Source organism: Lentzea sp. CA-135723, from assembly GCF_050936595.1.
In the GTDB taxonomy this organism is placed as follows: Bacteria; Actinomycetota; Actinomycetes; order Mycobacteriales; family Pseudonocardiaceae; genus Lentzea.
On the sequence record NZ_JBNJMK010000001.1, the window covers coordinates 6,128,885 to 6,142,157 of the forward strand.

At 70.3% G+C, this 13,273-nt stretch carries 14 protein-coding genes; 10 read left to right on the forward strand and 4 right to left on the reverse strand.

Annotation, left to right across the window (positions count from 1 at the left end; translation table 11 throughout):
• The first annotated feature begins 10 nt into the window (after nucleotides 1-10).
• The 9 genes from ACQEU1_RS28380 (at nucleotide 11) to ACQEU1_RS28420 (ending at nucleotide 9,308) form a co-directional block, all read left to right on the forward strand.
• Nucleotides 11-997 carry a sugar ABC transporter substrate-binding protein gene (locus tag ACQEU1_RS28380; protein ID WP_433208014.1) on the forward strand — a complete coding sequence of 329 codons (987 nt, stop codon included), beginning with the start codon at nucleotides 11-13 and terminating at the stop codon, nucleotides 995-997.
• 15 nt (nucleotides 998-1,012) lie between these two features.
• On the forward strand, nucleotides 1,013-2,062 hold the full coding sequence (locus tag ACQEU1_RS28385) for an ABC transporter permease (protein ID WP_394615032.1): 1,050 nt from the start codon (nucleotides 1,013-1,015) through the stop codon (nucleotides 2,060-2,062).
• A complete protein-coding gene (locus ACQEU1_RS28390) occupies nucleotides 2,059-2,829 on the forward strand; it encodes an ATP-binding cassette domain-containing protein (protein ID WP_394615033.1) in 771 nt (256 codons plus the stop codon). The genes ACQEU1_RS28385 and ACQEU1_RS28390 overlap by 4 nt, the downstream gene beginning before the upstream one ends.
• Nucleotides 2,826-3,758 (forward strand): 5-dehydro-2-deoxygluconokinase, encoded by a 933-nt coding sequence (gene iolC, locus ACQEU1_RS28395; RefSeq protein WP_433208019.1) that lies wholly within the window; start codon nucleotides 2,826-2,828, stop codon nucleotides 3,756-3,758. Before ACQEU1_RS28390 ends, iolC begins: the two co-directional genes overlap by 4 nt.
• The gene (locus ACQEU1_RS28400) at nucleotides 3,755-4,660 is read left to right on the forward strand and encodes a Cgl0159 family (beta/alpha)8-fold protein (RefSeq protein WP_433208022.1); all 906 of its coding nucleotides are present in this window, start codon (nucleotides 3,755-3,757) and stop codon (nucleotides 4,658-4,660) included. Before iolC ends, ACQEU1_RS28400 begins: the two co-directional genes overlap by 4 nt.
• The gene (gene iolB / locus ACQEU1_RS28405; RefSeq protein ID WP_433208025.1) at nucleotides 4,657-5,544 is read left to right on the forward strand and encodes a 5-deoxy-glucuronate isomerase; all 888 of its coding nucleotides are present in this window, start codon (nucleotides 4,657-4,659) and stop codon (nucleotides 5,542-5,544) included. Before ACQEU1_RS28400 ends, iolB begins: the two co-directional genes overlap by 4 nt.
• A complete protein-coding gene (gene iolD, locus ACQEU1_RS28410) occupies nucleotides 5,541-7,394 on the forward strand; it encodes a 3D-(3,5/4)-trihydroxycyclohexane-1,2-dione acylhydrolase (decyclizing) (protein ID WP_433208028.1) in 1,854 nt (617 codons plus the stop codon). The genes iolB and iolD overlap by 4 nt, the downstream gene beginning before the upstream one ends.
• A 52-nt stretch (nucleotides 7,395-7,446) precedes the next feature.
• Nucleotides 7,447-8,226 carry a pentapeptide repeat-containing protein gene (locus ACQEU1_RS28415; RefSeq protein ID WP_433208031.1) on the forward strand — a complete coding sequence of 260 codons (780 nt, stop codon included), beginning with the start codon at nucleotides 7,447-7,449 and terminating at the stop codon, nucleotides 8,224-8,226.
• 86 nt (nucleotides 8,227-8,312) lie between these two features.
• Nucleotides 8,313-9,308: an NADH:flavin oxidoreductase/NADH oxidase gene (locus ACQEU1_RS28420; protein ID WP_433208034.1), complete on the forward strand. Its 996-nt coding sequence runs from the start codon at nucleotides 8,313-8,315 to the stop codon at nucleotides 9,306-9,308.
• Nucleotides 9,309-9,381: 73 nt separating this feature from the next.
• Here ACQEU1_RS28420 and ACQEU1_RS28425 read toward each other — a convergent pair whose 3' ends face one another.
• Nucleotides 9,382-9,570, reverse strand: a complete 189-nt coding sequence (locus ACQEU1_RS28425) for a DUF3073 domain-containing protein (RefSeq protein ID WP_191297952.1) — start codon at nucleotides 9,568-9,570, stop codon at nucleotides 9,382-9,384.
• Nucleotides 9,571-9,743: 173 nt separating this feature from the next.
• On the opposite strand from ACQEU1_RS28425, the gene ACQEU1_RS28430 reads away from it, so the two are divergent.
• Nucleotides 9,744-10,604, forward strand: coding sequence for a hypothetical protein (locus ACQEU1_RS28430; protein WP_433208038.1), 861 nt, complete (start codon nucleotides 9,744-9,746; stop codon nucleotides 10,602-10,604).
• Here ACQEU1_RS28430 and ACQEU1_RS28435 read toward each other — a convergent pair.
• Genes ACQEU1_RS28435 through ACQEU1_RS28445 form a run of 3 tightly spaced genes read right to left on the reverse strand, consistent with a single transcriptional unit; the run spans nucleotide 10,547 to nucleotide 13,226 of the window.
• Nucleotides 10,547-11,728 carry an MFS transporter gene (locus ACQEU1_RS28435; RefSeq protein ID WP_433208041.1) on the reverse strand — a complete coding sequence of 394 codons (1,182 nt, stop codon included), beginning with the start codon at nucleotides 11,726-11,728 and terminating at the stop codon, nucleotides 10,547-10,549. The two genes, ACQEU1_RS28430 and ACQEU1_RS28435, sit on opposite strands and share 58 nt — an antisense overlap.
• A gap of 43 nt (nucleotides 11,729-11,771) precedes the next feature.
• Nucleotides 11,772-12,341 (reverse strand): RsiG family protein, encoded by a 570-nt coding sequence (locus ACQEU1_RS28440; RefSeq protein ID WP_433208044.1) that lies wholly within the window; start codon nucleotides 12,339-12,341, stop codon nucleotides 11,772-11,774.
• Between the two features lie 60 nt (nucleotides 12,342-12,401).
• Entirely contained in the window at nucleotides 12,402-13,226 is an 825-nt protein-coding gene (locus tag ACQEU1_RS28445) for a 3-keto-5-aminohexanoate cleavage protein (protein WP_433208047.1), read from the reverse strand.
• Nucleotides 13,227-13,273: the final 47 nt, after the last annotated feature.

A 13,273-nucleotide genomic window follows, 5' to 3' on the forward strand; every position in this document is an offset into this window, starting at 1 on the left:
ACTGGAGACGATGAAGTCTCGTCTGGTCATCCGCGCGGGCGTGGCGCTCGCCGGTGTTGCTTTGCTGGCCGCCTGCAGCGGTCCCACCGGTACTCAGAACTCCCAGAACACCGGGAACAACAGCGCGCCGGCGTCGGGTGACCTCAAGGTTTCCGTCATCACGCACGGCACCGCGGGCGACGCGTTCTGGAGCGTCGTGAAGGTCGGCGCCGAGGACGCGGGCAAGCAGCTCGGCGTCGGCGTCACCTACAACTCCGACGGCGACCCCGGCGCCCAGGCCAAGCTGATCGACAACGCCGTGTCGCAGAAGGTCGGCGGCATCGTGGTGTCGATGGCGAACCCGGACGCGCTCAAGACGTCCATCGAGAACGCCGTGAAGGCGGGCATCCCGGTCATCACCATCAACTCCGGCAGCGCGAAGAGCGCGGAGTTCGGTGCCATGGCGCACGTCGGCCAGGAGGAGACGATCGCCGGTGAGGAAGCCGGCAAGAAGCTCAAGGCCGCCGGTAAGACCAAGCTGCTCTGCGTGATCCACGAGGCCGGCAACTCGGGCCTCAACCAGCGCTGCGACGGTGCCCGCTCCGGCTTCGGCGGCGCGGTGGAGAACCTCCAGGTCGACATCTCCAACCCGACCGACATCGAGGCCCGCATCAAGGCGAAGCTCCAGTCCGACGCGTCCGTCGACGGCGTGCTGGCGCTGAACCCGCAGGTCGCCGTGAACGCGGCCGCCGCGATCAAGGGCGCGAGCTCCAAGGCGCAGGTCGCGACGTTCGACCTGAACGCCGACGTGGTCACCGCGATCAAGGCGGGCGAGGTGCTCTTCGCCGTCGACCAGCAGCAGTACCAGCAGGGCTACCTGCCGATCGTGATGCTGAAGCTCTACAAGGACAACGCCAACACCCTCGGTGGCGGCAAGCCCGTCCTCACCGGCCCCGGCTTCGTCGACAAGGACAACGTGGACAAGGTCGCGGAGTACGCCAAGAACGGCAAGAGGTAAGGAGGAGGCGGGGAGATGACCGTGACAGCCACAGCTCCACCGGCTGCCGACGAACGGCTGGGCAAGCCCAGGGCGATGGATCAGCTGATCAAACGCCCCGAGATCGGCGCGATGCTCGGCGCACTGCTGGTGTTCCTGTTCTTCTCCGTGGTCACCGAGCAGTTCCTGAGCATCGGAGGCGCGGCCACCTGGCTGGACGACGCGTCGATGCTCGGGATCATGGCGGTCGCCGTGGCACTGCTCATGATCGGCGGCGAGTTCGACCTGTCCGCCGGCGTCATGACCGCGTCCACCGCGCTCGTCACGGCTCTCCTCGCCACCCAGCTCGGACTGAACGTCTGGCTGGCGTTGCTGGTGTCGCTCGCCTTCGCACTGGCGGTGGGCGCGCTGAACGGCTGGCTCGTGATGCGCACGGGCCTGCCGAGCTTCATCGTGACGCTGGGCAGTTTCCTCGCCCTGCAAGGCCTGAACCTCGGCATCACGCGTCTCGTCACGGGCAGCGTGCAGGTCTCGGGCATGCGGGAGACCGCGGGCTACGAGTCGGCGGGCTTCCTGTTCGCGTCGACGTTCCAGATCGGCGGCACGAGCTTCTACGTGTCGATCATCTGGTGGGTGCTGTTCACCGTGGTCGCGTCGACGTTGTTGATGCGCACCAAGTTCGGCAACTGGATCTTCGCGATCGGTGGCGCCGCGCAGAGCTCACGCGCGGTCGGCGTGCCGGTCGTGCGGTCGAAGATCCTGCTGTTCATGACCACGGCGTTCGCCGCGTGGCTGGTCGGCTCGATCAACATCCTGCGGTACGCGAGCGTGCAGGCGAACCAGGGCATCGGCCTGGAGTTCCAGTACATCATCGCGGCGGTCATCGGCGGCTGCCTGCTCACCGGTGGCTTCGGCTCCGCGGTGGGCGCGGCGATCGGCGCGCTGATCTTCGGCATGGCCCGGCAGGGCATCGTCTACGCCGGCTGGAACAGCGACTGGTTCCAGCTGTTCCTCGGCGTGATGCTGCTGGCCGCGGTGCTGGTGAACAACATGCTGCGCCGCCGCGCGGAAAGGGTCAGGCGATGACGTCCCTCATCGAGACCGAGAACATCGGCAAGACGTACGGCAGCGTCATCGCACTCAGCGATGTGTCCACCGTGGTCAACGCGGGTGAGGTCACCTGCGTGCTCGGCGACAACGGCGCCGGGAAGTCGACCCTGATCAAGATCCTGGCCGGTGTCCATCAGCACGACCAGGGCTCGTTCAAGGTCGAAGGCGAGGAGATCCGCTTCTCGTCGCCCCGCGAGGCCCTGGACCACGGCATCGCGACCGTGTACCAGGACCTCGCGGTGGTGCCGCTGATGTCGGTGTGGCGCAACTTCTTCCTCGGCTCGGAACCCACCACGAAGTTCGGGTTCCTCGACCGCAAGAAGGGCAAGGAGATCACCAAGAAGGCGTTGTCCGACATGGGCATCGACCTCCGCGACGTCGAACAGCCCGTCGGCACGCTGTCCGGCGGCGAACGGCAGTGCGTCGCCATCGCGCGCGCCGTGCACTTCGGCGCCAAGGTGCTGATCCTCGACGAACCGACCGCGGCACTCGGCGTGAAGCAGGCCGGTGTGGTGCTGAAGTACGTGGCCCAGGCGCGTGATCGCGGCCTCGGCGTCGTGCTGATCACCCACAACCCGCACCACGCCTATCCGGTCGGCAACCGGTTCCTGCTGCTCAAGCGGGGCCGCGCGCTCGGCTCGTACGAGAAGTCCGAGATCGACATCAACGAGCTGACCAAGCAGATGGCGGGCGGTGCCGAGCTCGAGGCGCTGGAGCACGAGCTGCGGGGTGTCGAGGCGTGACGCCGCTGGAAGTGCTGACCGTCGGCCGGGTCGGGGTGGACCTCTACCCCGAGCAGTCCGGGGTGCCGCTGGCCCAGGTCAGCACCTTCGCCAAGTCGCTCGGCGGCACCGCGACCAACGTCGCGGTCGCCGCCGCCCGCCTCGGCCACCGCGCCGGCGTGCTGACGAAGGTCGGCCCCGACGGGTTCGGCACGTACGTCCGCGAGGCGCTGGAGGGCTTCGGCGTCTCGTCGCAGCACGTCGGCACCTCGCCTGACCTGCTGACCCCGGTGGTGTTCTGCGAGCTCAACCCGCCCGCGGACCCGCCGTTGCTGTTCTACCGCCTGCCGATCGCGCCGGACCTCACGATCTCCGAGGCCGACGTGCCGTGGGACGTCGTGCGTGACGTCCCGTTGTTGTGGGTCACCGGCACGGGCGTTTCCGCCGAGCCTGCCAGGACTTCGCAACGGAAGATGCTCGAACACCGCGCGCGCAACGGCCACACGGTGCTCGACCTCGACTACCGGCCGATGTTCTGGCCCGACGTCGAGACCGCGCGCGCCGAGATCAGCTGGATGCTCGACCACGTCACGGTCGCCGTCGGCAACCGGACCGAGTGCGAGGTCGCGGTCGGCACGTCCGACCCCGACGAGGCCGCCGACCGCCTGCTGGCGCGCGGGATCTCGTTGGCACTGGTCAAGAAGGGCGCCGACGGCGTGCTCGTCGCCACGCAGGACGGACGCTGGACGGTCGCACCGAACCCGGTCGAGGTGGTGTGCGGGCTCGGCGCCGGCGACGCGTTCGGCGGCTCCCTGGTGCACGGCCTGCTGTCCGGCTGGGACCCGGTCAAGACCGCCCGCTACGCCAACGCGGCCGGCGCGCTCGTGGCGTCCCGGCTGGCCTGCGCCGACGCGATGCCTGATCAGGAAGAGATCGAGGAACTGCTGTGATCACCGATGGCCAGTGGCGCGAGCTGTTGTGGCGACGGGCAGAGGATCCCGGCTCGATCCGGCGCGCCTACCAGTCCCGCAAGCGCCGGAACTCGTTGCTGAACGGCAAGTCCACGCTGTTCCTGGTCGCGGCGGACCACCCCGCGCGAGGTGCGCTGGGGGTCGGCGGCGACCCGCTCGCGATGGCCGACCGCCGCTCGCTGCTGTCCCGTCTGCTGACGGCGCTGGCCAACCCCGACGTCGACGGTGTGCTCGGCACGCCGGACGTCATCGAGGACCTGCTGCTGCTCGACGGCCTGAACGACCGCGTGGTCATCGGCTCGATGAACCGCGGCGGCCTGGCCGGCGCGGACTGGGAGATCGACGACAGGTTCACCGCGTACGACGCGTCGTCCATCGCCACGTTCGGGCTCGACGGCGGCAAGATGCTGCTGCGCCTGGTCGACTCCGACCCCGGCACGATCCCGACGCTCGAAGGCTGCGCGCGGGCCGTCACGGAACTCGCCGAGCACGGCCTGATGGCGATGGTCGAGCCGTTGCCGTACAAGCGCGACCACAACGGCAAGCTGGTGCTGCAGAAGGATTCCGCGGCTCTCTCGCGGGCGTCGGCGGTGGCCGCCGGGCTGGGCGCGACCTCCGCGTACACCTGGCTGAAGCTGCCCGCGCCGGAGGAACCCGAGGTCGTGCTGGACACCACCGCGTTGCCCGCGCTGGTGCTCGGCGGCGTTCCGTCCGAACGGCCGGAGGACGACCTCAGGTCGTGGGGCCGCTCGCTCCAGCACCCGACCGTGCGCGGCCTGGTCGTCGGCCGTGCGCTGCTCTACCCGCCGGACGGCGACGTCGCCGCCGCCGTGGCCGCCGCCGCCGAAATCCTGCGCACCGCGAAGGGGATCACGGAATGACGTTGCACCGTCCACACGGGACTCTGTCGACCTCGACCGACGTGATCGCGCTGGCTCCCGAGGATGCGGGCTGGACCTACACGGGGCTGCGCGTGCTGGAGATCGAGGCCGGGTGGGTGCGCACGATCGAGACCGGCGAGTTCGAGGTGTTCGTGCTGCCGCTCGCCGGATCGCTCACCGTCGAGGTCGACGACGAGCGCTACGAGCTGCGGGGCCGCGAGTCGGTGTTCACCCGCGTCACGGACTTCGCCTACGTCCCGCGCGACGCCTCCGTCCGACTGTCCTCAGAGGACGGTTGCACCGTCGCGCTGCCGATGGCCCGCTGCGAGAACAGGCTGACCCCGAGGTACGGCCCGGCGGAAGGCGTTCCGGTGGAGGTGCGCGGCTCCGGCAACGCGACCCGCCAGGTCACCAACTTCGGCGTGCCGGGCGTGTGGGACCACGCGGACAAGCTCAACGCGTGCGAGCTGATCACCCCGGACGGCAACTGGTCCTCGTACCCGCCGCACAAGCACGACGAGTCGGAGCCGTGCGAGGTGAACAACGAGGAGATCTACTACTTCCGCATCGCCGGCCGCGACGCGATCACCCCGTCCCGCACCGGTTTCGGGTTCCACCGCACCTACACCGACGACGGCACGATCGACGAGGACGTGACCGTGCGCGACGGCGACGTCTTCCTGATCCCGCGCGGCTACCACGGCCCGTGCGTCGCGGCGCCCGGCTACCCGATGTACTACCTGAACGTTCTCGCAGGTCCTGGCCCCGAACGCTCGATGGCGTTCTGCGACGACCCCGCCCACACCTGGATCCGGGACAGCTGGGCGACCCAGGAGCTCGACCCGCGTTGCCCGGTCACGACTGCCGAGGGGCGGACCAAGTGAAGCTCACGACCGCGCAGGCCCTGGTCCGCTGGATGCTGGCGCAGCGGACCGAACTGCAGGACGGCACCACCGCGCCGCTCTTCCCCGGCGTCTTCGCGATCTTCGGCCACGGCAACGTGCTCGGGCTCGGCAACGCCCTGGAGGAGGTGCGCGACCGCCTCCCGGTGTGGCGCGGCCAGAACGAGCAGGGCATGGCGCTCGCGGCGGTCGGCATCGGCAAGGCCACGCACCGCCGTCAGGTCGGCGTCGCCACGTCGTCCATCGGTCCCGGCGCGCTGAACATGGTCACCGCGGCCGGTGTCGCGCACGCCAACCGCCTGCCGCTCCTGCTGCTGCCCGGCGACACGTTCACCGGCCGCGCGCCCGACCCCGTTCTCCAGCAGGTCGAGCACTTCCACGACCCGACCGCGACCGTCAACGACGCGTTCCGCGCGGTCAGCCGCTACTTCGACCGGATCACCAGGCCCGAGCAGCTGCTCTCGACGTTGCCGCAGGTGGCGCGGGTCCTGACCGACCCGGCGGACTGCGGCCCGGTGACGCTGGCGCTGCCGCAGGACGTCCAGGCCGAGTCGTACGACTTCCCCGACGCCCTCTTCGCGCCGGTCGTGCACCGCCCGTTGCGCCAACGCCCCGACCTCATCGCGCTGGCCGAGGCCGCGACCGCGATCCGCAACGCCTCCAGGCCGTTGCTGGTCCTGGGCGGTGGTGTCCGCTACTCGGGCGCGGCGGGCCGGGCGCTGCGGTTCGCCGAGCAGCACGACATCCCGGTCGTCGAGACCACCGCGGGCCGCACGCTGGTCCCGCACGAGCACCCGCTGCACGCCGGCCCGCTCGGCATCACCGGCTCGACCTCGGCCAACGTCCTCGCGGGCGAGGCCGACGTGGTGATCGCCGTCGGCACCCGCCTGCAGGACTTCACCACCGCGTCCTGGACGGTCTTCTCCCCGGACGCGCACCTGGTCTCGTTGAACGCGGCCCGCTTCGACGCCGTGAAGCACGGCTCGTTCGCCCTGGTCGCCGACGCCGACGAGGGCCTGCGCGAGCTGACCGACGTCCTCGCAGACTGGCAGGCCCCGGCGACCTGGTCCGCCCGCGCCGTCGCCGAGCGCACGAAGTGGGACGCCCACATCACGTCCCTGCGCGCCCCGGCCGAGGGCCTCCCGACGTACGCGCAGGTCGTGGGCGTCGTGAACGACGTCAGCGAACCCACCGACTACGTCATGACGGCGTCCGGCGGCCTCCCCGGCGAGCTGATCGGCGGCTGGCGCGCCACCGGCGAGTCCACGATGGACGTCGAGTACGGCTTCTCCTGCATGGGCTACGAGCTGGCCGGCGCCTGGGGAGCCGCGATCGCGCACACCCGGGGCGTCGTCACGACGCTGCTCGGCGACGGCAGCTACCTGATGATGAACTCCGAACTGTTCAGCGCTGCCTTCGCGGGCCACGGCTTCGTCGCCGTCGTCTGCGACAACGACGGCTTCGCCGTGATCCACCGCCTGCAGACGGGCCAGGGCGGCGCGGGCTTCAACAACCTGTACGCCGACTGCACCACCGTCCACGCCGAACCGCCGCGCACGGACTTCGCGGCGCACGCGGCGGCGCTGGGCTGCGCGGTCTTCGCCGTCGACGCGCTCGCGGACCTCGAAAGCGCTTACCGCAAGGCGCGCGAGGCGGCCGTGGCCGAGCAACGGCCCGCCGTGGTCGTGATCCGCACGCACCCGTCGTCGTGGACCGAGGCCGGGGCGTGGTGGGAGGTCGGCGTGCCGGAGATCTCACATCGCGCGGAGATCGCCCACGCCCGCGCGGACGTGCAGGAAGGCAAAGCCAGGCAGGTTCGCTACCTGAGCTGAACTCCAACAGCGGATACCGCGACACCGTTCTCTGTGGTGAAGATGGCCCACAGTGAACAAGCGGATGTCCAGGCTCGGGGCGGTGGCCCTGGTCGTACTCGGTGTCGCCCTGGTGGTGCCGCAGGCCTCTCCGCGATCGATGGTCTTCGGTGGACTGCTGGTCGCCGCGGGAGCCGCGCTGGCGTGGCGCCAGGTCAGGGACGGCCAGTTCGTCGACCGCTACCGCAGGGCGCTCGACCACCTCGGCAGCGACGTGGCCGAGGAACGGCTCGACGGGCTGCGCCTGCTGGAGGAGATCGCGACGGACTCGGCGCGGACCAGGCCGCTCGTGGACGACACGGTGGCCGACTTCCTGCGCGAGCGCTCGCCGTGGCCGACCGAGGAGCAGCCGTCCGCTGAACGGCGGGACGTCGAGGCCGCCCTCGCGCTGCTCACCCGCTGGCCGACCGTGGGTCTCGACCTGTCGCACGTCGACCTGCGCGGCGCCGAGCTCGGCAAGCTGGAGCTCGCGGGCGCGGTGCTCCGCCGGTCCAACCTCACCGGCGCGCGCCTGCTCGGCACGTGCCTCGACGGGTGCGTGCTCGACGCCAGCGAACTGCGGGACGCGGACCTGCGCGGGGCGTCGTTGCGCAACGCCTCCCTGCGGGTGGCGTGCCTCGAAGGCGCCGACCTCCGGGCCGCCGATCTCACGGACGCGGACCTGCGCGGCGCCGACATGCGGGCCGTCAACCTGGACAAGGCCGCCCTGACCGGCGCCCGCGTGAACCGCGGGACGTTGTGGCCGCCGGACTTCACACCGGCACGTGTCTCTGCGTCACTGTTCAGTGACTGAGACAACCCCAACGCCGGGAACAACCCGCCCGTGACCTCCCTTGAACGTTTCGTCAGGTCTCGAACGTTCGCAAGGGAGCCCCCGAAGTGAGCCAGCTCTTCTCCCCGTTCACCCTCCGCTCGGTCACGTTGCCCAACCGCATCGCGGTCAGCCCGATGTGCCAGTACTCGGTGTCGAAGGAAGACGGCGTGCCCACCACCTGGCACCTCGTGCACCTGGGTTCCCGCGCGGTCGGCGGCGCGGGTCTCGTCATCGCCGAGGCCACGTCCGTCGAGCCGCGCGGCCGGATCTCGCCGCAGGACACCGGCATCTGGAACGACGAGCAGGTCGAGGCGTGGAAGCCGATCGTCGCGTTCATCAAGGAGCACGGCGCGGTGCCCGCCATCCAGCTCGCGCACGCGGGCCGCAAGGCCATCGGCGACTGGGTGCCGGTGTCGTCCACGACCGAACCGTTCCCCGGCGGTAACCAGCCGGAGAAGCTGACCGGCACGTCCGAGATCGTCAAGGCGTTCGTCGACGGCGCGCTGCGGGCGCGTGAGGCCGGCTTCGAGGTCATCGAGATCCACGCCGCCCACGGCTACCTGCTGCACCAGTTCTACTCGCCGCTCACGAACGAGGGCAGCCTGGAGGAACGCATCGCCCTGTCCGTCGAGATCACGGCGGCCGTGCGCGCGGCGGTCGGCCCCGACGTGCCGGTGTTCGTGCGGATCACCGGCAGCGACTGGGTCGAGGGCGCGTGGACGTCCGACGACAGCGTCGTGCTGGCACAGGCGCTCAAGGCCGCGGGTGCGGACCTGATCGACGTGTCCAGCGGCGGCATCGTCGCGCAGGCGGACATCCCGATCGGGCCCGGCTACCAGGTGCCGCTCGCCGAGGCGGTGCGGCAGAAGGCAGACGTGCCCACGGGTGCGGTCGGCCTGATCACCGAGGCGAAGCAGGCCGAGCAGATTGTGACGGACGGTTCCGCCGACCTGGTCCTGCTCGCGCGCGAACTGCTCCGCGACCCGTACTGGCCGCTGCACGCGGCGCAGCAGCTGGGTGTGGAGGTCAGGGCGCCGAAGCAGTACGCCAGGGCGTTCTGAAAGAGCCCTCAGAGTTCAAGGGCTGGGCACCGGGGTCACCGGTTGCCCAACCCTTGAACTCCGAAGGCTGAATTCAGCGACGGTAATCGTCGTAGTCGTCGTACGGGTCGTCGTGTGGCTCGTCGCCACCACCACTCCCGTTCGCCGACCTTTCATCAGTCGACAGCTCGCGCTGCAACGCAGCGAAGTCGGTCTCATGAGAGCTGTATTTGAGCTCCCTGGCGACCTTCGTCTGCTTGGCCTTAGCTCGGCCGCGCCCCATGGCTCGACCCCCTCGCACAGGGACGGGGGCGGCCGGGGGAACGGCGGCCCCACTCGTCTCGACAACTGATTCCTGGTAACTACCGTACCGTGCCGATGGGGTTCCTCGCGACGCGGTAGGCGTGAGACGTACCGCCAAATCTCGCGGTGGCCCCCGAGTGGAAGGATGCACAGGTGCCAAGACCGTTCGTCGCCTACCTACGGGTGTACGAACCGTTATCGGTGTTGGACGCACCGCTAGCCTCCAAGGTCGAAAAAGCCCTGGAAGCAGGCCCCGTCCCCCGCTCGGAGGCAGGCGAGAGGGAACGGGAGCTGTGGTTGCGATCACAGTTGGGACAAAAGCTGCTCCCGGGCGAGTCGTTCGACGTCATGACGATCAGTCCGGCCGAGGTTCCGACCTCCGAGGCCGCGCGTGTCGGGCCCGGGCCGCTCGTGTGCCCCCTTGATCTCCGGGCGAGGTCCGCCGCCGCTCTGGTGGGCTTCCTGGCCACCGCGCCGCCGATCCTGCAGGACGCCGCCCTCGACCAGAGCGCCGAAACGGTCCGAGCGCGCGCGTCTGCCGTGATGGCCGAGCTCTCCGCGGGCGCGGTCCACGTGATCTCCACGACGTGGACGGTCCCGCTGCCGTGGTTCGCCCTCGTCGACCCCGCCCAGCGCCGCGTCGTGCTGGCGAGCGCCCAGGACGACCCGGAACGGCAGGTGTCGTGGCGCGTGGCGATGGCGGACGCCCGGCGCAGGGTGGCGAGGGCGCACAAGATCGTCAAGGGCTCCCTGGGCGACGAGGGGCCCGCCAAGATCCTCGCCGACACCGGCCGCTGGCTGGAGCACTTCCACCCGCACTCCGCCGTCGAGCTCGACTACGGCGGCCTGGTGCAGCTGATGGAGGACAAGGACCTGCTGGAGGACACCTCCGCGGCCGACGTGAACGCCATCGTGGACGCCCTCGAGGCGGACGACGCCGAGGAGGTCGCGCTGCGCTACGAGGGGCTGCGCGAGTTCTGGTCCGAGCTCGCCCGCAGGGAACGCCACGGCTGAAGCAGCACCCGCGCGGTCACCCCGCAGGCAGCGGCGAGCAGCATCGCCGCGGGCCACGCCACGGACGTCGCCACGAAGGCGGCGATCGGCGGGGTGATCGCGGCGCTCAGGTAGTTGGCCGAGTTCTGCATGGCGAGCGCCGTCCCGCCGCGGCCCGCCGGCGCGAGCTCCATCGCCTCGGTGACGGCGAGCCCGTTCCAGCAGACGGACACCGCCGTCGTCGGGATCAGCACGGCCACCAGGGCCCAGACCGGCGCCTGGTCGAGTGCCGCGATCAGCACGAGCCCGCCGACCGTGACCAGGGACAGGATCTTCAACGGCCCGATCCGGTTGCGCACCCGGTCCGACCACACGCCCACCCCGAGCCGGGCCGCGCCACCGATCACCTGGGCGATCGCGAAGATCGTCGCCGCCACGCCGACCGCCACGCCGCGGTGGTCGTGCAGCAACGCCACGAGCAACGTCGTCGTCGTGAACTGCGGCACCACCAGCAGCCCGCTGGCCAGCGACAACCGCAGCAGCCTCGGGTCCTTCAAGATCAGCCCGTGGTCCGTCGACGCCCGGATCGCGCCCGGTGGTTCGCGGACCCAGAGCGCCACCGCCAGCGCCACCAGGCCGGTCGCACCGGCCAGCACCACCATCGCCCCCGGCACGCCCGCCAGCGCGGCCACAGCGGGCAGCACGGCGGCCGTGAGGGCGGCCCCGAGCGGCGTCGCGGTCTGCCGCACCCCGATCGCGAACCCGCGTTGCGCAGCGCCGAACCACGACATCACGGCCCGTCCGCTCGCGGCGTTGACGCTCGCCCCGAAGAGCCCGGCGCCGAGCAACGCGGCCCCGGCCACCCAGGCGTTGCCGAACGCGGCCGCCGCCAGGCACCCGGCCGCCCCCACGCCGCCGATGGTCATCACGAGCCGTTCGCCGTGCCGGTCCGCCGCGAAGCCCCACGGCACGAGCGCGATCATCGTGCCCAGGTTGACGGCGCCCAGCAGCAGCCCCACCTGGGGCAACGTCAGGTCGAAGTGATCTCTGAGCTGGGGGCTGATCGCCGGCAGACCGAGGAAGACGGCCGCGTTGGTGCCTTGAGCCAGAGCCCCGATGAACAGAACGACCCAGCGGTACCCCATAGGGGCACGCTAGGTCGGCTGTTCAGAAAGTGGAACGGTTGTCTTATCTCTTGGGACGGCGGTGTCCGCGCTCCGCGGCCAGCAGCTCGTCCACCGAGGCACTCCCGCGCTGGTAGCGCGAGGCGATCTCGGCGTTGAGCTTGTCCACCACCACCTGCACCTCACGCCGCCGCACCGACACGGACGCCTCTTCCGAGATGAACGTCTCCAGCACCTCGATGAGCTTCGCGTCGTCGAGCGAGCTCACGTCGGAGAGGTCCACGTCGGAGATGAGCGCCTCTACGTGCCGTTGATGCGCATCAGCCCGTGACGGCTCATGGGTCTGATAGCGACCGAGACCGGTCGCGGGACCCACGGCGTTCGTGGAGAGAATCGTGGCCAGCTGCTCTACGACGGCCGAACCACCGGAGCTGCGACGCTCCTGCTCCGCGCGCACGATGTCGATGCGCGCGTGCAACAGCCGTCGCAGGTAGGACAGATCTGTCTCTTCCTGCGCAGCCTCGTCGCGGAGCTCGCGCACCTCTACGAGCGGGCGCTGCTCGACGCCCTCCGTGTAGTCGGGGGCGAGCACCCTGTCGATTCGGCGGCGCCCGCCAGGACGCACCTCGATCACGTGTCCATCCTGCGGTAGATCCTCCTCACCCGCCAACACATCCCATGCACCAAACTTGTCTCAAATGTGCACACCCAGGAGCTTTCGCGCCTCGTCCGGTGTCAGAGCGGGTCGCTGGGCGATCTTGGACAACCCCGCGGCACGTGCCACGAGCTGTGCGTTGTCGCGCACCGGCACCCCCCGCGAGTAGCTGACGGTGTCTTCCATACCCACTCGGAGGTGCCCACCCGCACCCAAAGCGGTGAACATCACGGGAAGGGTCGTCCGGCCGATCCCGGTGGCGGAGAACGTCGCGCCGTCCGGCAGCGCGTTCACGGCGGCGACCAGCGTGGCCGCGTCACCGGGCATGCCGCCCGGCACACCCATCACGAAGTCGACGTGCACGTGCCCGCCGGCGGGCAGGCCGTGCTGGTCCAGCAGGCGCTTGAGCGACGCGAGCTGCCCGATGTCGAAGATCTCGTACTCGGGCACGATGCCGCGTTCCTGCATGCCCTTGTGCAGGGAGACGATGAACTCCCAGCGGTTCATGAACACGTCGTCGCCGAAGTTGACGGTGCCCATCGTGCAGGACGCCGAGTCCGGCGCCGCCTCCAGCACGCGCAGCCGGTCGGCCTCGGGATCGTGCACCGACCCGCCGGTCGAGAGCTGCACGACGAGGCCGGTCTCGGTGCGCAGGGCCTCGACGGTCGCCTTGAGCCGACCCAGGTCCAGCGACGGCTTCGCGTCCTCGCCGCGGATGTGGACGTGGATCATCGCCGCGCCGACCTGCTCGCAGCTCTGCGCCGTCGAGACCAGCTCTTCCAGGGTCACCGGAAGCTGCGGGACGTCGGCTTTCGCGTGCTCCGCTCCGGTGGGAGCGACAGTGATGAGCGTGCCCTGAGACATGTACCGGGACTGTAGCGGTCCGGTCACCAACCTTCACCGTCGCTTCC

Excerpts from the sequence above, each read along its gene's own strand:
- ACQEU1_RS28435 (WP_433208041.1), bottom strand. The coding sequence starts at position 11,728 with ATGGGGTACCGCTGGGTCGTTCTGTTCATCGGGGCTCTGGCTCAAGGC.
- ACQEU1_RS28425 (WP_191297952.1), bottom strand. The coding sequence starts at position 9,570 with ATGGGGCGCGGCCGAGCTAAGGCCAAGCAGACGAAGGTCGCCAGGGAG.
- ACQEU1_RS28380 (WP_433208014.1), top strand. The coding sequence starts at position 11 with ATGAAGTCTCGTCTGGTCATCCGCGCGGGCGTGGCGCTCGCCGGTGTT.
- ACQEU1_RS28390 (WP_394615033.1), top strand. The coding sequence starts at position 2,059 with ATGACGTCCCTCATCGAGACCGAGAACATCGGCAAGACGTACGGCAGC.
- ACQEU1_RS28445 (WP_433208047.1), bottom strand. The coding sequence starts at position 13,226 with ATGTCTCAGGGCACGCTCATCACTGTCGCTCCCACCGGAGCGGAGCAC.
- iolB (WP_433208025.1), top strand. The coding sequence starts at position 4,657 with ATGACGTTGCACCGTCCACACGGGACTCTGTCGACCTCGACCGACGTG.
- ACQEU1_RS28385 (WP_394615032.1), top strand. The coding sequence starts at position 1,013 with ATGACCGTGACAGCCACAGCTCCACCGGCTGCCGACGAACGGCTGGGC.